22 protein-coding genes are annotated in these 20,027 nt (G+C 43.7%); 18 read left to right on the top strand and 4 right to left on the bottom strand.

The genetic code is table 11. The annotated features are described in order from the left end of the window. The first annotated feature begins 437 nt into the window (after nucleotides 1–437). Nucleotides 438–1,382, top strand: coding sequence for a 23S rRNA pseudouridine(955/2504/2580) synthase RluC (rluC, locus tag ACED53_RS01150; protein WP_012603563.1), 945 nt, complete (start codon nucleotides 438–440; stop codon nucleotides 1,380–1,382). A gap of 253 nt (nucleotides 1,383–1,635) precedes the next feature. Here rluC and ACED53_RS01145 read toward each other — a convergent pair whose 3' ends face one another. After that, nucleotides 1,636–2,217: a nucleoside triphosphate pyrophosphatase gene (locus ACED53_RS01145; RefSeq protein WP_017099037.1), complete on the bottom strand. Its 582-nt coding sequence runs from the start codon at nucleotides 2,215–2,217 to the stop codon at nucleotides 1,636–1,638. 149 nt (nucleotides 2,218–2,366) lie between these two features. On the opposite strand from ACED53_RS01145, the gene yceD reads away from it, so the two are divergent. From yceD to ACED53_RS01070, 15 genes are all read left to right on the top strand, one after another. Beyond that, nucleotides 2,367–2,894 (top strand): 23S rRNA accumulation protein YceD, encoded by a 528-nt coding sequence (gene yceD / locus ACED53_RS01140; RefSeq protein WP_004733994.1) that lies wholly within the window; start codon nucleotides 2,367–2,369, stop codon nucleotides 2,892–2,894. Nucleotides 2,895–2,938: 44 nt separating this feature from the next. Continuing rightward, nucleotides 2,939–3,109, top strand: a complete 171-nt coding sequence (rpmF, locus tag ACED53_RS01135) for a 50S ribosomal protein L32 (RefSeq protein WP_004737376.1) — start codon at nucleotides 2,939–2,941, stop codon at nucleotides 3,107–3,109. A 9-nt stretch (nucleotides 3,110–3,118) separates the two neighbouring features. Further along, nucleotides 3,119–4,144 carry a phosphate acyltransferase PlsX gene (gene plsX / locus ACED53_RS01130; protein ID WP_012603565.1) on the top strand — a complete coding sequence of 342 codons (1,026 nt, stop codon included), beginning with the start codon at nucleotides 3,119–3,121 and terminating at the stop codon, nucleotides 4,142–4,144. Nucleotides 4,145–4,149: 5 nt separating this feature from the next. Beyond that, on the top strand, nucleotides 4,150–5,100 hold the full coding sequence (locus tag ACED53_RS01125; RefSeq protein ID WP_010437276.1) for a beta-ketoacyl-ACP synthase III: 951 nt from the start codon (nucleotides 4,150–4,152) through the stop codon (nucleotides 5,098–5,100). Nucleotides 5,101–5,180: 80 nt separating this feature from the next. Further along, complete coding sequence (gene fabD / locus ACED53_RS01120; protein ID WP_012603567.1) at nucleotides 5,181–6,104, top strand: ACP S-malonyltransferase; 924 nt, start codon at nucleotides 5,181–5,183, stop codon at nucleotides 6,102–6,104. Between the two features lie 25 nt (nucleotides 6,105–6,129). Then, nucleotides 6,130–6,864 carry a 3-oxoacyl-ACP reductase FabG gene (gene fabG / locus ACED53_RS01115; RefSeq protein ID WP_029222897.1) on the top strand — a complete coding sequence of 245 codons (735 nt, stop codon included), beginning with the start codon at nucleotides 6,130–6,132 and terminating at the stop codon, nucleotides 6,862–6,864. 166 nt (nucleotides 6,865–7,030) lie between these two features. After that, on the top strand, nucleotides 7,031–7,264 hold the full coding sequence (gene acpP / locus ACED53_RS01110; RefSeq protein WP_012603569.1) for an acyl carrier protein: 234 nt from the start codon (nucleotides 7,031–7,033) through the stop codon (nucleotides 7,262–7,264). A 93-nt stretch (nucleotides 7,265–7,357) separates the two neighbouring features. Continuing rightward, nucleotides 7,358–8,602 (top strand): beta-ketoacyl-ACP synthase II, encoded by a 1,245-nt coding sequence (gene fabF, locus ACED53_RS01105; RefSeq protein ID WP_004736554.1) that lies wholly within the window; start codon nucleotides 7,358–7,360, stop codon nucleotides 8,600–8,602. A gap of 103 nt (nucleotides 8,603–8,705) precedes the next feature. Continuing rightward, a complete protein-coding gene (gene pabC, locus ACED53_RS01100; protein WP_017099459.1) occupies nucleotides 8,706–9,584 on the top strand; it encodes an aminodeoxychorismate lyase in 879 nt (292 codons plus the stop codon). Beyond that, on the top strand, nucleotides 9,581–10,597 hold the full coding sequence (gene mltG / locus ACED53_RS01095) for an endolytic transglycosylase MltG (protein WP_012603571.1): 1,017 nt from the start codon (nucleotides 9,581–9,583) through the stop codon (nucleotides 10,595–10,597). The genes pabC and mltG overlap by 4 nt, the downstream gene beginning before the upstream one ends. A 10-nt stretch (nucleotides 10,598–10,607) precedes the next feature. Beyond that, nucleotides 10,608–11,240 carry a dTMP kinase gene (gene tmk, locus ACED53_RS01090; RefSeq protein WP_017099458.1) on the top strand — a complete coding sequence of 211 codons (633 nt, stop codon included), beginning with the start codon at nucleotides 10,608–10,610 and terminating at the stop codon, nucleotides 11,238–11,240. Nucleotides 11,241–11,246: 6 nt separating this feature from the next. Further along, nucleotides 11,247–12,212, top strand: a complete 966-nt coding sequence (locus tag ACED53_RS01085) for a DNA polymerase III subunit delta' (protein WP_017099457.1) — start codon at nucleotides 11,247–11,249, stop codon at nucleotides 12,210–12,212. Then, the gene (locus ACED53_RS01080) at nucleotides 12,203–12,970 is read left to right on the top strand and encodes a TatD family hydrolase (protein ID WP_017099456.1); all 768 of its coding nucleotides are present in this window, start codon (nucleotides 12,203–12,205) and stop codon (nucleotides 12,968–12,970) included. The genes ACED53_RS01085 and ACED53_RS01080 overlap by 10 nt, the downstream gene beginning before the upstream one ends. Before the next feature lie 444 nt (nucleotides 12,971–13,414). Then, nucleotides 13,415–14,845, top strand: coding sequence for a PTS glucose transporter subunit IIBC (gene ptsG, locus ACED53_RS01075; protein WP_009848984.1), 1,431 nt, complete (start codon nucleotides 13,415–13,417; stop codon nucleotides 14,843–14,845). Nucleotides 14,846–15,236: 391 nt separating this feature from the next. Further along, complete coding sequence (locus ACED53_RS01070) at nucleotides 15,237–15,641, top strand: hypothetical protein (RefSeq protein ID WP_017100270.1); 405 nt, start codon at nucleotides 15,237–15,239, stop codon at nucleotides 15,639–15,641. 58 nt (nucleotides 15,642–15,699) lie between these two features. Here the strand turns inward: ACED53_RS01070 and ACED53_RS01065 are convergent, their stop codons facing one another. The 3 genes from ACED53_RS01065 to ACED53_RS01055 form a co-directional block, all read right to left on the bottom strand. Further along, the gene (locus ACED53_RS01065; protein ID WP_009848986.1) at nucleotides 15,700–15,798 is read right to left on the bottom strand and encodes a methionine/alanine import family NSS transporter small subunit; all 99 of its coding nucleotides are present in this window, start codon (nucleotides 15,796–15,798) and stop codon (nucleotides 15,700–15,702) included. A gap of 2 nt (nucleotides 15,799–15,800) precedes the next feature. Next, the gene (locus tag ACED53_RS01060; protein ID WP_009848987.1) at nucleotides 15,801–17,261 is read right to left on the bottom strand and encodes a sodium-dependent transporter; all 1,461 of its coding nucleotides are present in this window, start codon (nucleotides 17,259–17,261) and stop codon (nucleotides 15,801–15,803) included. A 497-nt stretch (nucleotides 17,262–17,758) separates the two neighbouring features. Continuing rightward, nucleotides 17,759–18,352, bottom strand: a complete 594-nt coding sequence (locus ACED53_RS01055) for a hypothetical protein (RefSeq protein ID WP_029223909.1) — start codon at nucleotides 18,350–18,352, stop codon at nucleotides 17,759–17,761. 145 nt (nucleotides 18,353–18,497) lie between these two features. Here ACED53_RS01055 and ACED53_RS01050 point away from each other — a divergent pair, with 145 nt between their 5' ends. Both ACED53_RS01050 and ACED53_RS01045 read left to right on the top strand, forming a co-directional pair. Next, nucleotides 18,498–18,587, top strand: coding sequence for a YnhF family membrane protein (locus ACED53_RS01050; RefSeq protein WP_102248935.1), 90 nt, complete (start codon nucleotides 18,498–18,500; stop codon nucleotides 18,585–18,587). A 41-nt stretch (nucleotides 18,588–18,628) separates the two neighbouring features. After that, nucleotides 18,629–19,831 (top strand): patatin family protein, encoded by a 1,203-nt coding sequence (locus ACED53_RS01045; RefSeq protein ID WP_017100269.1) that lies wholly within the window; start codon nucleotides 18,629–18,631, stop codon nucleotides 19,829–19,831. The last annotated feature ends 196 nt before the right edge of the window (nucleotides 19,832–20,027 follow it).

Here is a 20,027-nt window from a genome sequence, read left to right as displayed (position 1 = left end):
AACATGAGTGTACGTGAGTAGAGCGATAAGGAACTCAGTTGACCGTGTCTTACGCCGATTGCAGCACTGTCTAATCTGAGTCATCTACTCATTTACTTGCTTATGAATGGTTAGCTGTTTAAATATTAGTCAATCCATTGATAGCAGCTGTGAACTATAGCAGTGGTCGGTAAACACAGCAATCTGCTTTGTCGTAATGCGGTAAAAAAAACAGTTTTTGTTTGGGTTTTGATAGCTCTAACTCACTGTCTATAAATAATTTATCAATTGATATTTTAATTTGCAGGAAGCTTGCTGCTTTTTTGTTCGAAGAATCAAAGAAATATAGAACTTCAATGCCCTTTTAGGGATAGAGTCGCAGGGATTTTAGATAAATAAGTTCAGAATAGGGTTAAGAAAATCTCAATTATCAAAAGTGACAGTGATACAATAACCCAATGAGCGAAATTAGAACCCAAGTCCAATTTGTCGACATTGACGAAGATATGGCTGGTCAGCGTATTGATAACTTCTTACGCAACCAATTAAAAAACATCCCGAAAAGCATGATTTACCGAATCGTGCGTAAAGGCGAAGTCCGCGTTAACAAGAAACGTATCAAGGCTGAGTACAAACTAAAAGCTGGCGACTTAGTACGTATCCCTCCCGTTACTATTGAAGAGAAAACGGAAGAGAATGTACCGAGCACGAAACTCAATAAGGTTTCGGAATTGGAACAGTGCATCATCTATGAAGATGATCACATGCTGATTCTCAATAAACCATCAGGTACTGCGGTTCATGGTGGCAGCGGCTTGAAGTTTGGCGCGATTGAAGCATTGCGTGCTCTTCGCCCTGATGCTCGTTTTCTTGAGTTAGTGCACCGTATTGATAGAGATACGTCTGGCATTTTGCTTGTTGCTAAGAAGCGCTCGGCGCTAAGACACCTTCAAGCACAGTTCCGTGAAAAAACGGTTCAAAAATACTATTTCGCTTTAGTGATGGGCGAATGGAAGAACAGCTGTAAAGTCGTCAACGCACCTTTGTTAAAAAATGAAGTGAATAGCATTGTTCGAGTGAACCCGAATGGTAAAGCTTCTGAAACCCGCTTTAAGGTTTTAGAGAAATTCCAAGAGGCGACGTTGATTCAAGCTAGCCCAATTACAGGCCGTACACACCAAATCCGTGTGCACGCTCAGTATACTGGTCATCCAATAGCTTGGGATGATCGTTACGGTGATCGTCGTTTCGATGCTTATACGGGTAAAGTAGGACTGAATCGTCTGTTCTTACATGCAGCCAACATCAAGTTTATCCACCCGGGTAGCGAAGAGAAGATGGATATCTCGGCGCCAATGGAAAGAAGGCTAGAGAAAGCCTTAACTGGTTTACGTAAGCTTTAAGAAGACACGAGATTTTTCGTGAATTGAGTATCAGATGCATCAAATGGAAAAGGTTGACGAATATCGTCAACCTTTTTTTGTTTTCATATGTTGCAGAAGCTCCCCAACTCGCTCGTTCCTCGCTCTTGAGGATGATGACTTTTTAAGGTCACGTTCTATATCATTAGCGGATTAGATAAAATTACGCGTTCCGTCATTCCCTAGACTGACGAAGGAAGGAGTAGGGAATCTCCAACAGAGTCGTAAGTATTGCTTACAACACGTTCATTCCTTGTGCCTCAAGCATATCGACTAAATCGATCAGAGGTAAGCCGATCAGCGTGTTTGGGTCTTTACCTTCCATCTGTTTAAACAATGCAATACCTAACCCTTCGCACATAAAACTGCCCGCGCAGTAATAAGGCTGCTCTTTCTCAACATAAGAAATGATCTGTTGCTCAGTTAAATCGCGGAAATGCACAACAAAGGTGTCGAGACGCGTGTCAGCTTTATTGGTCTCGCTGTTCCATACCGTTATCCCAGTATAGAAAGTGATGCTCTTACCACTTTGACGAGACAATTGCTCAATCGCTTTCTCACGAGTATGAGGTTTGCCAATGATTTCTTCGTCAATCACACATACTTGATCGGAACCAATCACTAGGCTTGGTTGTTCGACAGCACAAGACTTGGCTTTGGTTTCAGCAAGACGCATTACCAATTGTTGAGGAGTCTCTTCTGGAAGTGGCGTTTCATCGCAGTCAGGCTTCGCTGTGACAAAGTCTAACTGTAGTTTTTTGAGGATCTCTTGCCTAAATGGAGATGTAGAAGCTAAAACTAGTTGGTAATTTCTCATTTTAATTTACAATTCGTGTAAGCATTTAGTTCAGGATAACGTAACTTAGCCTGCTATTCATAATGCTCTGAACAGGAAAGGTAGGAAAGTACATTTTTTTTGCCATTTCCTTTGACTAAACACGATTTGGAAGATAAGATTCGCGCCCTATGCAAAAGGAAAAAATACCGCGTACAGTTGATCCGGCAAGAACGGCTCAAAAACGACTCGATATGGATGGTATCATTCAAGTCAGTCTTTTAAAGCGTTTAACCGAAACAACTGAAGGCGTAAAACGTGACGCGCAAGTCTCAATGTCATTTGGGCTTGATGAACAACGATTAGTCGTTATCTCTGGTAAAGCTAACGTCGAAGTCGATTTAGAGTGTCAACGTTGTAATGAGGTTTTCGCACATGAGTGCGATGTCCAATTTACTTATACTCCTGTTTACAGCGAGAAAAGTGAAGAGGAAGCACCGGAAGAGTACGATTTGGTAGATCTGAACGAGTACGGTGAGTTAGACCTGATTCAATTAGTTGAAGACGAGTTCATCCTTGGATTGCCACAAATAGCAATGCACGACGATGCGAAATGTAGCGTTAACTCAAATAACTTGGTGTTTGGTGAACTTCCTGAAGAAATTGAGGAAGATAAAAAGCCGAATCCATTTGATGTTTTAAAAAACTTAAAGAAGTAACTTATTAGTAAGTATCTTTAAGAATTTACATAGGAGTAGGGTCAATGGCCGTACAAAAGAGCAAGAAATCACGTTCAATGCGTGGCATGCGTCGTTCACACGATGCGCTAACTACAGCTGCACTTTCTGTAGACGCAACTTCAGGTGAAACTCACCTACGTCACAACGTGACTGCCGAAGGTTTCTACCGCGGCAAAAAGGTTATCAACAAGTAAGGTTGACCTTTGCAAAATCTAACCGTTGCGCTTGATGCAATGGGCGGGGACTTCGGTCCTCGTGTTACAGTGCCTGCCGCCGTGCAGGCACTGTCGTATTTCCCAGAGCTAAAAGTCATTCTAATAGGTGATCGAAACGCGATCACATCTCAATTATCTTCATTAGGTCGAATGCCTGATTCTCGTTTGAGTATCCAGCATTGTGATCGAGTCATTTCCAATTCTGAAAAACCTTCACTGGCCCTACGCAACAGTCAGGGTAGCTCTATGCGTGCTGCTATCGATCTGGTTGCCGAGTCACAAGCTGATGCTTGTGTGAGTGGTGGCAACACCGGCGCACTGATGGCGTTATCTCGTTTCCGACTCAAACTCCTTCCTGGTATTGATAGGCCTGCATTGGTTTCAGCTTTGCCTACCGCTTCTGGCAACCGTACATGGATGCTTGATTTAGGAGCGAACGTTTCTAGTGACGCGGATTCACTGTTTCAGTTTGCCGTAATGGGCAGTGCATTAGCAGAACAACATTTAGGTCGCGTGCCTCGTGTCGCTATCTTGAATATCGGCGCTGAAGAAATCAAAGGCAATGACCTTGTAAAACGATGCGCTGAAATGTTGTCGAATACTCAGTCTGTGAACTTCATAGGCTATATTGAAGGTAATCAATTACTTCAAGATGCTGCTGATGTCGTCGTATGTGATGGATTTGTGGGCAATGTCTGCTTAAAAACGTGTGAAGGTACGGCTCAGCTCTTTATTGATAAGCTAAAAACGCGCATGATGGCTTCAACAATAAAGGGTTGGATCGCCAGAATGTTGTTTTCTGAGCTATTTACTGAATTAAAAACCTTGAACCCCGACCAGTATAACGGCGCAAGTTTGTTAGGATTGCGCGGCATTGTCATTAAAAGCCATGGAAGTGCTGATGTGTCTGCAGTCGTCAACGCGATTGGTGAGGCAGTACACGAGGTCAAACGACAAGTCCCCAGTCGCATTAGCGATCGTTTGGAAGCGGTTTTACTCGAGAGGCATTATTAGTCTTCATGTATAGCAAAATTTTAGGTACTGGCAGCTACTTGCCATCTCAGGTGCGTACTAACGCAGACTTAGAGAAAATGGTAGAGACTAGCGATGAGTGGATCGTTGCTAGAACAGGTATTAAAGAGCGTCGTATTTCAGCGGAAAACGAAACTGTTGCGGATATGGCGTTTTACGCTGCTGAGAATGCCATTGAAATGGCAGGTATCGACAAAGAAGATATTGATTTAATCATCGTTGCGACAACCAGCAGTAGCCACACATTTCCGTCTTCGGCATGTCAGGTACAAGGCAAGCTTGGTATCAAAGGCTGCCCTGCGTTTGATTTAGCTGCGGCGTGTTCTGGCTTTGTCTACGCACTGTCTGTTGCTGATCAACACATCAAGACTGGCATGTGTAAGAACGTTTTGGTAATCGGTGCGGATGCACTGTCAAAAACCTGTGATCCGACTGACCGCTCTACTATCATCTTATTTGGTGATGCTGCAGGTGCGGTGGTTGTTGGCGCAAGCGAAGAGCCAGGTATTTTGTCTACTCACATTTACTCTGACGGTAAATATGGTGAGCTTCTAAGCCTCGAAGTTCCAGAGCGTGGCGGTGATGCGGACAAATGGTTGCACATGGCGGGCAACGAAGTATTTAAAGTGGCGGTAACTCAGCTTTCTAAGCTAGTGAAAGACACATTAGCTGCGAACAATATGGATAAGTCAGAGCTTGATTGGTTAGTTCCACATCAAGCGAACTACCGTATTATTTCGGCAACCGCTAAAAAGCTGACGATGTCGCTTGATCAAGTTGTGATTACTCTTGATAAGCACGGCAATACGTCGGCAGCTACCGTACCAACGGCCCTTGATGAGGCTGTTCGCGACGGGCGAATTAAACGTGGCCAAACGCTTCTACTTGAAGCATTTGGCGGCGGCTTCACTTGGGGTTCTGCGTTAGTTAAATTCTAACCCCAAGCGATAATCAACAAACAAGGCACATAACTTATGTGCCTTATTCAATTTTTTACTTTGCTTAAAGGAAAATTACTATGAGCAAATTTGCTATCGTATTCCCAGGCCAAGGCTCTCAAGCTATCGGTATGCTTGCTGACCTAGGCGAACAGTATGATGTTGTTAAAAAGACATTTGCTGAAGCTTCAGAAGCACTTGGTTACGATCTATGGGCATTGGTTCAAGATGGTCCAGTAGAAAATCTAAATGAAACTTTCCGTACTCAACCGGCTCTACTAACAGCGTCTGTTGCAATCTGGCGTGTATGGCAAGAGCTTGGTCTAGAGCAACCTGCAAACCTAGCCGGCCACAGCCTAGGCGAATACTCTGCACTAGTGTGTGCGGGTGTTATCGACTTTAAAGAAGCGATCAAGCTAGTTGAACTACGTGGTCAACTGATGCAAGAAGCGGTTCCTGCGGGCGTTGGTGCAATGTACGCAATCATCGGTCTAGATGATGAGGCGATTGCTAAAGCGTGTGAAGAAGCGGCACAAGACGAAGTTGTGTCTCCAGTTAACTTCAATTCACCTGGCCAAGTTGTTATCGCGGGTAACAAAGCAGCAGTAGAGCGCGCTGGTGCACTATGTAAAGAAGCGGGCGCTAAACGTGCACTTCCTTTACCAGTATCTGTGCCGTCTCACTGTGCCCTTATGAAGCCTGCAGCAGACAAGCTAGCGGTTGCTCTAGAAGCTCTAGAGTTCAACACGCCGGCACTGCCTGTTATCAATAACGTTGATGTTATTGCTGAAACAGACCCGGCAAAAATCAAAAGCGCACTTGTTCGCCAGCTGTACAGCCCAGTTCGTTGGACTGAAGGCGTACAAGCTATGAATGAGCAAGGCGTAGAGAAGCTACTAGAATTAGGCCCAGGTAAAGTTCTTACCGGTCTAACAAAACGAATCGTAAAAACTATGACAGCTGCTGCAGTTAATGACACTGCATCACTAGAAGCTGCTAAGTAAATAAACACTTAATAGAGAAGTTATGATGAATTTAGAAGGCAAAGTTGCACTAGTTACAGGCGCAAGCCGTGGTATCGGTCGTGCAATCGCTGAACTTTTAGTTGAGCGTGGTGCTAAAGTTATCGGTACTGCTACGTCTGAAGGCGGCGCTGCTGCAATCAGTGAGTACCTAGGTGAGAACGGTAAAGGTCTTGCTCTTAATGTAACGGATGTTGACTCAATTGCAGCTACACTGAAAACCATCAACGATGAATTCGGTGCGATTGACATTCTAGTTAACAACGCAGGTATCACTCGTGATAACCTACTTATGCGTATGAAAGACGATGAGTGGAATGACATCATCGATACTAACCTAACGCCTATCTTCCGCATGTCTAAAGCTGTATTGCGTGGCATGATGAAGAAGCGTCAAGGACGTATCGTAAACGTTGGTTCTGTAGTTGGTACTATGGGTAACGCTGGTCAAGCTAACTACGCAGCTGCAAAAGCAGGCGTAATTGGTTTTACTAAATCAATGGCTCGTGAAGTTGCGTCTCGTGGTATTACAGTGAACACTGTAGCACCTGGTTTCATCGAAACTGACATGACTAAAGCGCTAAATGATGACCAACGTGCAGTAACTTTGGCGAATGTACCAGCAGGTCGACTAGGTGACCCTCGCGAAATCGCTGAAGCTGTGGTATTTTTGGCGTCACCTGCGGCAGCTTATATCACAGGTGAAACACTTCACGTCAATGGCGGTATGTACATGGTGTAAATTATGTGCAACATTTGTGCATGATTTAAGTCAAGATCATACGTAATTTCGGTTAAAATCGTGAAAATTGTGGTTTGACCAGAAAAGTTGACCTTGCAACTTTCAATAGATTGAATAAACTACGGAAAACATCGCATAAAGCGAACTCTGTAAAGGAAAAGAAAAAATGAGCAACCTCGAAGAACGCGTAAAGAAAATCATTGTTGAACAGCTAGGTGTAGACGAAGCTGAAGTTAAAAACGAAGCTTCTTTCGTTGATGACCTAGGTGCAGATTCTCTAGACACAGTTGAGCTAGTAATGGCTCTAGAAGAAGAATTCGACACTGAGATTCCAGATGACGAAGCTGAGAAAATTACTACTGTTCAAGCTGCTATCGATTACGTAACTAGCGCTCAGTAATAATCTCTCCCAGGCGGTCACCTCGACCGCCTGTGTTTTATCTAACTCATCTATCCTCATCTTAAATCACCTCAATCCCCGGAGTGTAATATCGTGTCCAAGCGTCGTGTAGTTGTCACTGGCATGGGTATGTTGTCGCCGGTAGGCAACACTGTAGAATCTTCTTGGAAAGCCCTGCTAGCTGGTCAAAGTGGTATCGTTAATATCGATCATTTTGACGCAACCAATTTCTCAACTCGTTTTGCAGGTCTAGTTAAAGACTTTAACTGCGAAGAGTATATGACTAAAAAAGATGCTCGTAAGATGGACTTGTTCATCCAGTACGGCGTCGCAGCAGGTATTCAAGCTTTAGATGATTCAGCCCTAACTATTACTGAAGAAAACGCTCCTCGTGTAGGCGTTGCTATCGGTTCTGGTATTGGTGGTCTTGGTTTGATCGAAGCCGGTCACAAGGCTCTAACTGAAAAAGGCCCTCGTAAAATCAGCCCGTTCTTCGTACCGTCGACGATCGTGAATATGATTGCGGGTCACATGTCTATCATGCGTGGCCTACGCGGTCCAAACATCGCGATCTCTACAGCATGTACGACTGGCCTACATAACATTGGCCACGCGGCTCGTATGATTGCATACGGCGATGCTGACGCAATGCTAGCGGGTGGTGCTGAAAAAGCATCGACACCACTAGGTATGGGCGGTTTTGGTGCGGCTAAAGCACTGTCTACTCGCAACGATGAGCCTCAAAAAGCTTCTCGTCCATGGGACAAAGGCCGTGACGGCTTCGTTCTTGGTGACGGTGCAGGCATGATGGTTCTTGAAGAGTATGAACATGCTAAAGCTCGTGGCGCTAAGATTTACTGTGAGCTAGTTGGCTTCGGTATGTCGGGTGACGCTTACCACATGACATCTCCAAGTGAAGATGGTTCTGGTGGCGCACTAGCAATGGAAGCGGCTATGCGTGATGCTGGCATTACTGGTGAACAAATCGGTTATGTTAACGCACACGGTACTTCGACTCCTGCAGGTGACGTAGCGGAAGTGAAGGGCATCAAGCGTGCTCTTGGCGAAGCAGGCAGCAAGCAAGTCTTGGTTTCTTCTACGAAATCAATGACTGGCCACCTTCTAGGTGCTGCGGGTTCTGCTGAAGCGATCATCACTGCGATGTCTCTAATTGATCAAATTGTTCCACCAACAATCAATTTAGATGATCCTGAAGAAGGCTTAGATATTGACTTAGTACCTCACACTGCGCGTAAAGTTAGCGGTATGGAATATGCTGCATGTAACTCATTCGGTTTCGGTGGTACTAACGGCTGTTTGATCTTCAAAAAGATTTAATCATCTTATATAAGAGTCAAACATCGTAGATAGTCATAATTAGAACTGTTTTTAAACGGCTCGATGCTTTAGCATTGAGCCGTTTCTTTTTATGGGGAAAAACATGTTTTGGGTTGATGGAGAAAGTCAGCAAACTGTCGATATCTTAGATCGCTCGTTTCAGTATGGAGACGGCTGTTTTACTACCATGCTTGTTCAAGATGGCCAGATTCAATATTTTCACGATCATCAGCGTCGTGTTGATGATTGTCTTAAAGCGTTACGCATTTCCGAACTTGATTGGAATACGGTTAACCTTTGGCTCGATAATGCACTTGAACATATCCAACACAATGCGCTTCCTGGTACAAAGAGCCTTAATGGTTCAACGAATCTTCAAGATAAAAACAAGCCTCATAATGAAAAAGCAGGGCTCAAGCTGCACGTTAGCCGTGGGGCTGGCGGTCGTGGCTACAGTGCCAAGAATATCGCCAAGCCAACGATAACCATCAGTACATTTGATTACCCAAATCATTATTCCGCGTGGCAAGATTCCGGTGTAGACCTCGGTATCTGCCAACAAGCACTGGGTTTGAGCCCATTATTGGCCGGTCATAAGCACAATAATCGCCTTGAGCAAATCTTGATGAAAGATGAAATGGATCAGGCCGGTGAAGTGGATGGCGTGGTTCTGGATATATCAGGTAACGTGATTGAAACCACCATGGCTAATCTGTTTTGGCGAAAAGGGCAGACGATTCACACTCCTCAACTGACGCAAAGTGGCGTTGCAGGGGTTATGCGTAAGCAAGTGTTAACCGCGCTGAATCAAGCTGAATTTTCCGTTACTATTAGTGACTACTGCTTATCTCAACTCATGCAAGCTGATGAGGTTTTCATGACCAACTCCATTTTAGGGGTTGCCCCAGTTACCCGTATTAGTGATACCCAATTCAACATTGGAACCGTTACTCGTAGCCTTCAAGGACAACTAAACTCGTGATCAAAAAGTTATTTATTTTTATTATCTTGTGCCTAATCGCAGCCGCGGCTGCTGGTTTTTATGTTTACAACCAAGCGCAAGATAACCTGAAACAAGTTATTCAATTAGAAAAACCACAAGTCGTGACTGTTGCTTCAGGTAGCAGCTTTAACCGCGTTCTAGCCCAGTTGATTAACGAGGGGCTTTTCGAGGCTTCTCCTTATGAGAAATTAATCCGTAAGTTACATCCTGAGCTTGTAGACGTAAAAGCGGGTACATTCCTGCTTGAACCGGGTTTAACCTTAGAGCAGGCGCTACAAGTGCTTGTAGAAGGGAAGGAGCACCAATTTACCATTACCTTTGTAGAAGGCAGTCGTTTTGACGAGTGGCTTGTTCAGCTAAAAGACAACGAATTCATTCAGCAGACGTTGAATGATGTCTCTGAAAAAGAGATCGCACAAAAGCTTGGTATTGAAAATGAAAAGCTAGAAGGCCTTTTCTTAGCGGAAACATACCACTACACCTATGGCACAACGGATTTAGATTTGTTGAAACGTGCCCACCGAGATCTAATGAACGTGGTCAATGATGAGTGGGAAAATAGAGCCGATAAACTGCCTCTTAAATCGCCTTATGAAGCTTTAATTCTTGCGTCTATCATCGAGAAAGAGACTGCTGTCGCTTCTGAGCGTGAGCGTGTGTCTTCTGTATTCGTTAACCGCTTGAACAAGCGTATGCGTTTGCAAACTGACCCAACGGTTATCTACGGCATGGGCGATAGCTACAAAGGCAATATTCGTAAGAAAGATCTACGCACACCAACGCCGTACAACACCTATACAATGAGCGGTTTGCCGCCAACACCGATCGCGATGGCGGGTAAAGCGTCTATCAACGCGGCTCTGAATCCAGAGAAGAGCAACTACCTTTATTTTGTTGCGAGTGGAACCGGCGGTCACGTATTTTCAAAGAGTTTGACTGAGCATAACCGTGCAGTACGAGCTTACTTAAAGCAATTAAGAAAAAACAAATAAAGAAAGAATTATGAATCAGTCGAAATTTATCGTGGTTGAAGGCCTTGAAGGTGCTGGCAAAAGTACAGCAATCAATGCCATCGTTGAGACATTGAAAACAGCTGGTGTCGCTGACATCGTTAATACTCGTGAACCCGGTGGTACCGTGCTTGCCGAGAAGATGCGCTCGTTGGTCAAAGAAGAACACGAGGGCGAGAAGCTTCAAGACATGACTGAGTTGCTGCTGATGTACGCAGCGCGTGTTCAATTAGTAGAAAACGTCATCAAGCCTGCACTAGACAGTGGTAAATGGGTGTTGGGTGATCGCCATGATATGTCTTCTCAAGCATACCAAGGTGGTGGTCGTCAGATCGCTCGTAGCACTATGGAATCACTGAAAGCAACCACGCTAGGCGGCTTTAAGCCAGATTTAACACTATATTTGGACCTAGACCCTAGAGTCGGGCTTGAACGCGCTAGAGGTCGTGGTGAGCTTGATAGAATTGAAAAGATGGACATCTCATTTTTCGATCGCACGCGTGAGCGTTACTTAGAAATTGCAGGGCAAGACGATTCTGTACTCGTGATTAATGCACAGCAAGAGATTGAGCAAGTGGCTGCTGATATTAAAGTTGCGCTAGGTGCTTGGCTCGATAAACAGTAGGTAGTCATGGCTGAAGTTTATTCTTGGCTCACACCTGTATGGAGTGAGTGGAAAAAAAGTCTCGATGCAGAACGTTTTCCTAACTCTGTGATCGTTAATGCGCCTGAAGGGCTGGGCGTGGAAGCGCTGGTTAGTCAGCTCACGTCGGCACTGATGTGTGTTAACTACGAAAGTGAAGCATGCGGCTTTTGTCACAGCTGTGAATTAATGAAGTCGGGGAGTCACCCTGATTTCCATGTAATCGAACCTGAGAAAGAAGGTAAATCGATTACCGTTGACCAAGTGCGTGCGAGTAACCGCTGGGCTCAACAGTCGTCACAGTTGGGTGGCTTGCGTGTCATTTTGCTTAGTCCGGCTGAAGCGATGAATGAATCGGCGTCTAATGCGCTGTTGAAAACACTGGAAGAACCTGCGAGTAATTGTATTTTCATCCTTTCAACGCGCAACAGTAATCGCTTAATGCCAACTATTCTTAGCCGTTGCCAGCAATTTAATGTGGTGTGTCCACAATTGGATGCAGGATCGGCATGGTTAAATGGAGAAGTTGGTAAAACGGTTCCTCAGTACATACTGACATTGAACGACAACGCCCCCCTGAAAGCGAAAGCAATGTTTGATCAAGGTGGCGTCGAAGCTTCAACAAAAGCGCTCGATGGCTTTGTGAATGTGATAAAAGGCACTCAACCCGACATGCTGAAGTTCTCTACAGAGCTTAGCAAAGACCCTTTGATTCAACTTAGCTGGCTTTGGCATTTATTGTCAGATGTACAAAAGCTGCATTTTGGTTTAGCTAATCAGGCTATCATTCCGAGTGCGAAAGCACTGTGTGAGGTGATGTCTTATCAAAGTGCTTATGCAGCGTCGAATAAACTGCTGATATTGATTGAGCAGTTAAAGCAACACCCTGGGCTCAATACGGAGCTACTCATAATGAATTGGCTGATAGCCACTTGCGAGGAAACATGTTCGTAGATTCCCATTGTCATTTAGACAAACTGGATTACCAAGATTTACACACCAGCGTAGAAGACGTGGTTAATAAAGCGAAAGCAGCCAACGTTGACCAACTGCTTTCTGTCGGTGTGACGTTGGATTCGTTTGAAAACATGCTTGAGATGATCTCGCCGTTTGATAACGTTAAGGCTTCGTGTGGCGTTCACCCTCTCGACGTAGAGAGCGACTTCTGTTTAGAAAGAATGCGTGAGTACGCGAGCAACCCGAAAGTGGTAGCTATTGGTGAAACTGGCCTAGATTATCATTACCAACCAGAGACTGCAGAGCTACAACAGCTCAGGTTCAAGCAGCACGTTGAGTTGGCTGTTGAGCTTAATAAACCTTTGATCATCCACACGCGTAACGCGCGTGAAGATACGTTAGCTATTTTACGCGATGGCGGAGCAGAGAAGTGTGGTGGTGTGATTCACTGCTTTACTGAAGATCAAGCGTTCGCTGAAGCAGCAATGGAATTAGGTTTCTATATCTCGATTTCAGGTATTGTGACCTTTAAACAAGCCACAGAACTTAAAGACGTTGTGAAAAACCTACCTCTAGATAGGTTGCTGATCGAAACGGATTCGCCATATTTGGCGCCAATTCCATATCGTGGTAAAGAGAATCAGCCTGCATATGTAGTCGAAGTTGCGGCTTATATCGCCCAGTTAAAAGGGGTATCAATGAAAGAGGTTGCTGAACAAACGACCAAAAATTACCAAAAACTTTTTTTGCGATAGAAATCTAACTAAACAAACAAAAGGGAGCGAAAGCTCCCTTTTTGTGTTTTTGATCACCAAAAATGCGTTTTTTTTTAATGTTTACGGAATATGTTGAACTTGAGAGCGTGAATTACAACATTTGTAATTTTGTTACTAAAAATAACATTACCCTCTATTTTATTTACTCAGTAAAATAATAGGGATGGATTATAATTTATTTATTTTTCAGCTAGTTAGTGGCTTGTAAAGCATTGCATTTCTATATTTGACATGTGATCCAAGACGTGTTTTGAAACTAAATTTCGTAAGTGACTAGAAAGTTAGTTCCCCATCAATATATATTTAGCGGCAGAAAATATAATGCAATACATGGTTACATTTTCACTGGGTGCTAACATATAGGCTACGGGGGTGTGCCGTTAGGACCCATATAATTATTTTATCTTTATCAGGAGCATAAACATGTTTAAGAACCTTTTTGCTAGCCTGCAGAAAGTTGGTAAGTCTCTGATGCTACCAGTATCAGTTTTACCAGTTGCGGGTATTTTGCTAGGTGTCGGTGCAGCAGACCTTCCTTTCATTCCAGAAATCGTTTCAAACTTAATGGAACAAGCGGGTGGTTCAGTATTCGGTCAAATGGCACTACTGTTCGCAGTAGGCGTAGCACTTGGCTTTACTAATAACGACGGTGTAGCTGGTCTAGCTGCTATCGTTGGTTACGGCATCATGACTGCTACACTAGGCGTAATGGCTGGTGTAATGGGCGTTGATAAAATCGACACTGGTGTACTAGGTGGTATCCTAGTCGGTGGTGTTGCTGCTTGGGCATTCAACCGTTTCTTCCGTATTCAACTACCAGAGTACCTTGGCTTCTTCGCTGGTAAGCGTGCTGTGCCAATCATCACAGGTTTCTCTGCGATTGGTCTAGCAATCCTACTATCTGTAGTATGGCCACCAGTTGGCGGCGCTATCTCTGCGTTCTCTGATTGGGCTGCTCACCAAAACCCACAAGTGGCGTTTGGTATCTACGGTATCGTTGAGCGTTCTCTGATTCCATTTGGTCTTCACCACGTTTGGAACGTACCTTTCTTCTTCGAAGCTGGTACTTGTGTAAACGCTGCTGGCGAAACTCAAAACGGTGTTCTTACTTGTTACCTAGTTGCTGATGACGCATCTCGTGCAGCGGGCAATGGCTTCGGTCAGCTAGCTGGTGGTTACATGTTCAAGATGTTCGGTCTACCTGCTGCTGCAATCGCGATTGCACATTCAGCTAAACCTGAAAACCGCGCTAAAGTAATGGGCATCATGGCTTCTGCTGCGTTGACTTCATTCCTAACGGGTATCACTGAACCAATCGAATTCTCATTCCTATTCGTTGCTCCTGTACTGTACGCAATCCACGCTCTATTAGCTGGTTCAGCATACGTTCTTGCGAACACTCTAGGTTTTGTACACGGTACATCTTTCTCACACGGTCTAATCGACTTCCTAGTTCTATCTGGCAACGCGTCTAAGATGGGTCTAATGGTTGTATGTGGTGTTGCTTACGCTGCAATTTACTACATCGTATTCCGCACTGTGATTAAAGCACTTGACCTTAAAACTCCGGGGCGTGAAGACGAATCTGAAGAAGAAGTAGTTGCTACAGGTTCTGAACTTGCTGGTGAGCTAGTTGCTGCATTCGGTGGTAAAGCGAACATCACTGGTCTTGACGCTTGTATTACTCGTCTACGTGTTGCAGTAGCTGATACCGCTCTTGTTGACCAAGACAAACTGAAGAAACTAGGCGCTGCAGGTGTTGTTGTAGTTGCTGGTGGCGTACAAGCTATCTTCGGTACTAAGTCTGACAACCTTAAGACAGACATGGATGAGTGGATCCGTAACAACGGTTAATTCGCTGATTCAATAAATTGAAAGGAGGCCTTACGGCCTCCTTTTTTGTTTTCTGCAATATGCAAAATATCCTCACGTTTAATACCAATCGTAGTAAATAACTGGTCATCCTAGCTTGTTAAAAACCTCGATAACTTCGTTAGAATTTTTGATTGTAGAATAGCTACTTATCAAAAAATTATGCCTTGTTCTCAAGATTTTTTCCTGCGCTATTCCTGAACACTTACTTACTGTGATTGGTATAAGCTCTTCTTACTCAACTAGTTCTACTCAACTCTATGTGTTGAAGGCCGATACCGAACCTTGAGCGCCAGTTCGCTTTTACCTAGCGATGACACCTCTCTTTGTGAACCCAGTACACTACCATTTTTAAAAACAGTCTGAGAATATTATGAAACATCGTTATTTGGTCGGCCTTATGTGCTGCAGCGGAGCCGCGTTTGTGCATGCTTCTGAAGCACCAGATTTGGAAGTTGGATTAGCCATTGACCAAGACCTGAGTGTCGTTGTCGAATTTGATCAGAAATACCGTGCCACGATTGGCAACGACGGTGCTGCATTTGACTATATTTTGAAGCGTGGTCAGTTTGAGACTGAAGCTCCGTTGAGTTGGTATGTCGGTGCAGGTGCTTGGGCTGAGTGGAATGATGATTTTGGCTTACGTTTGCCTTTAGGTGTTAAAGTGAACTTCTACGAAGGTTGGAATGCGTACGCGCAAGTTCACCCTGAGCTCGACATGTATAAAGGTGTTGAATTACAAGTGGGTGGTGCACTGGGTATCACCTACAAATTCTAGGTGATGAGACAAAAAATGCCAGCTTAGTAGCTGGCATTTTTGAATGGTTTAAATAAGGTTATTTCTGTTTGTCCATTGCACGCTTTATGCAAATTGCAGCACCACCCCAAGTGATACCAAGACCAAGAACCATCATAATAATCGCACTCGTTGTCATGATTATGCTTCCTTCTTACTTGTCATATTTATGATAATGCCAATCGCTAGTAATCCTGCGATCATTGCCCAACCAAGAGTCAGGTCGTAGCCACCGTAACCGTCTGTAAACAATGCGCTTAGTTTTGTTGCAAGAATGATTGCAAGCATAACTGGAGTGACGAAGCGTAAACATACGTTAAACCATACGCCAATAGAGAAATCTGAAATCTCATTGACGTACGCACGTACATCGCTAACTTTGTTTAGTAACCATGCCATTAGAAGGATTTCAATGAATCCGCCTACCATGATGCCGACGTTGTTAGCGAAGTGATCGACTAGGTCTAGTAGAAGTAGGCCGCCGTTAGTTGCAAATGCCATAGACACCACAACACCAACGCCAATAACAATACTTGCTGCTTTTTTACGGCTCCAGTTCAGCTTGTCCATAATTGCAGATGTTACTGCTTCCATTATTGAGATATGAGAGCTTAAACCAGCCACAACAAGTGCAAAGAAGAATAGTGGACCCAGAATATACGGTGCTGGAAGTAAATTAATCGCAGCAGGTAGCGTAACAAACGCAAGGCCAACGCCTGCTGATACAACTTCAGTTAATGGTTTACCTTGTTCTTGAGCCATGTAGCCAAGAACAGAGAAAATCATAATACCCGCAAGAATTGAGAAACCACAGTTGATAAGAACCGTCATGAACGCGTTGTTCGTGATATCTGATTTTTCAGGCAGGTAGCTTGAGTAAGCCAGCATGATCGCAAAACCGATACTTAGCGTGAAGAAGATTTGTCCATAAGCAGCAGCCCATACTTTTACGTCCCAGATCTTGCTGAAATCAGGTTCGAACATGTAGTTCACACCATCTAGAGCACCAGGAAGGAAAACCATGCGTCCGATAAGCAAAATCACCATTATGAACAACACTGGCATCATTACTTTAGAAGCACGTTCGATACCAGCTTTAACACCACCCACGATAGCTGCATAAGTGATTGCCCAAGCGAGTAACATTGCGCCAGCGATGCCCCATTGGATGCTACCTAGGTTCGTCGGTGAGTTATCACCTAGAGCTAGATATTCACTGAAGAAGAATGCGTTAGTGTCTGTTCCCCAGCTTTGATTGAATGACATACCGAAGTATGAAATTGCCCAACCGATAACGGCAACATAGTAGACCGCGATGACAGCCGCTACACCCACTTGGAACCAGCCAAGCCACTCAAATTTTGAGTTGATGCGCGCTAAGGTTGCAGGTGCAGAGCCACGATATTTTTGACCCATACTGAACTCTAGGATCATAAATGGGATACCAGCCGTAAGCATGGCAAATAGATATGGAATGAAAAAAGCACCGCCGCCATTTTCATAAGCCATATATGGAAAACGCCAAATGTTTCCTAAACCAATAGCAGATCCTACTGCGGCAAGGATAAATCCTGCTCGGGATCCCCACTGTTCTCGCTTCATATTTAACTCCTTTACAACTTCCCTGAGGTATGAAGCTTCTCGTCACGCTGTGCTTGGTAAGGAGATGATAGTTAAAACAGGCAAACGGTTTGACTGTTTACTTTATCTTCCGTGATTAAGCAAAAGTTTAGATTATTATGTTGTTAGCGATTGGAGGACTCAGCGGATAATTCTTAATTGTTTGATGTGTGTTTGCATAACCTGAAATATTCAGCTGATGCGTGCTAATGAGCCTACCTAGTTAGAATGGTTAAAGCAATAGATTAGGTATGTTTAATAACTGTGGTCTTATGGTCTTTAAGATGTTAAATGATGGTTATTTTAGAGGTATGAATTGGTTTGGGGTTTTCTGATTGGTTTATGTGTCTAATTTTTTCTGTTTTATTAGGTTATATGACTTTATTTAAAAGTAGAGCGTATGACTGAAATTCATACACTCTATAGTTGAACTGACCAACTATTCGGAGGTTCTATTGGTATGAGATGGTCATCGATACTTAGAAAGTAAAACTCAGTCCGACATTGGCTTGGAATTGGTTCATCCAGTCGGTATCAAAGCGGATGATGCACTCTTGCCCGTTACTTGGGATGTTACAAACACCGGAGGTGTCGTTATCGACAACGGTACCTAACCAACGTAGTTGTGTGTTTAACGCTAATCGGTCACTAAATTTGTACTCTAAACCACCAAAGATAGAGGTTGAGAACCCATACTTATCTTTTGCCCAGTCTACATCGACGTAAGAAGCACCAAGGCCTAACCCCAAATAACCAGACAACACAGAAGAAGCTGGGTAGTAAATGCTACTTTGAAAGTGCAGGTATTGGATGGAGGAGCTTAGGTTGAGCGTTTCTAATTCAGAGCTTTGATTAGAATAGAAAAAGCCGATGCGTCCTTTTTCAAATGGCGTTTCAATCGCAAAGGTGTAGTTTTCAGACCCTTTCATATCATAGGTTTTACCGTCCTGGTCTTCGACACTGCCACCGCCTGTATAGCCCACCATCGGAGTAATGATGATCTCCGGCGAGGCATGTACGCTCGAAACGGAGATAAGCGTAATCAGTGCCATTATATTTGCTTTGTTATTCATGAGTATATCCTTATCCATACACTTACTAATTGTGATGGTTACATCAATATTGTGCGACTAATTTCGACGATTCTTGAAGATACTTCACACACCTGATAGTACTTAAATAGAGACTCGACAAATTAATAATAAGACAGAGGTGTCTATGGACCATAATCTGAAAAATGCCCTACAAATAACGGTTGTCATCTACGCAATCATTCTCTCATTTGGCTTTATTGCAATTGGTAGTTAATACCATCTATTGCGAGGCTGGGTTTTTATACTCAGGGAATAATGAATAGTGGGATTATAACCAATATTGATACAGCAATAGACTTAGATTATTACGCTAAGTTTATTGCTGGAAAAACAGCACTGGTCGCCCAAGGTGGCGGACAGAGAAGTATTTTTACTTCTGGAGTGCTGGATGCCTTTCTTCTTTCAAATTTTGATCCCTTCGACGAGTTTTTTGGTACCTCTGCAGGTGCTCTTAATTTGTGTGCTTATCTGTGCCGCGATAAAGGCCTTGGCCGTTCTTTCCTTCTCGACCTCACAACATCACCTGAATTCTTCAATCTCTTTTCTTATATACGACACAGAAAGAACCTTGGATTAGAATGGGCCTTAGAACAAATCATGGCTTACCCATATAAGCTTGATTTGGATTTAGGACGACAAACGCTAGGCGATCGCCATTTCTATGCAGCCGTCACGGATTCTAAAGACTTACGAGATCACTACTTTCCAGTATTGGGTGAAGATTGGTACAAAGTGATGATTGCAACCTGTGCGATTCCTCGCTTATACAATGATGAAATCTTTATTGGCGACAATGCTTATGTGGATGGTGGTGTATCAGCTTGCATCCCAGTTCAAGAAGCGTGGCGTAGACAAGCCCGTTCCATTGTTGTGATCCGAACTGAGCCTACGCTAGAGGAAGAGGTCGAGGTTCAAGCTAACAGTACGCGATTAAAAACACCCAAACCGATATCAGCCGAAGAACTGGAATGGTTCCGCGAATCTTTTGACAGTGTTCAAGGTCATTGGCAACAAAAAGTGGAGCAGTGGAAAACCGATTGGAGCTCGTTCTTTCAACAACAAATTCTCAGCTCAAAAGAACAGAAGCGCGACAGATCACATTTGGATTTACTGAATGGTGGTCGATGGTTATTCGGGGCGGATGACATCTATAGATTAAGTCATTTAATTGGTGATAAGTTTGATTCCGGCTTAGCAGATATGCTGATGGTGCATTACCAAACTTACTCATTGACTCAGGATTTTTTGAACTCCCCACCAGACGATGCTTTTGTAGTGCAAATTGCCCCGAGTAAGCCGCTGAAATCCAATTCATTAATGAGTAATAAAGAAGATTTACTGCACGATTATGAATTGGGTTTAGAAGCCGGTTACCGATTTGTTGAAACTTATACCTCTACGAAAAATGCCCGCAGTTCACACATGCCACAGTTGGCAACCATTGCTGCTGAGAAGTAATGCTTGAGGTTGATTAATAATATTTGAAGTTGATGAGTTAGCATGCTGTGAGCTGAACGTGCTGTTTAAACTGATCGTTAGTGAGTCGTGTTCTGAAATGAAAAGGGTTATTGAACTTGGTTCGATAACCCTTTTTTGTCATGTGTCCCGTCCTGAAATGTGTTTACACATTGAGGACGAATTATGACTACTTCAA

Origin of the sequence: Vibrio sp. 1F169 (assembly GCF_041439605.1) — a bacterium.
Lineage (GTDB): Bacteria > Pseudomonadota > Gammaproteobacteria > Enterobacterales > Vibrionaceae > Vibrio > Vibrio tasmaniensis_A.
The sequence above is the reverse complement of the archived record's forward strand: the minus strand, read 5'-3'. Positions and strand labels throughout refer to the sequence as shown.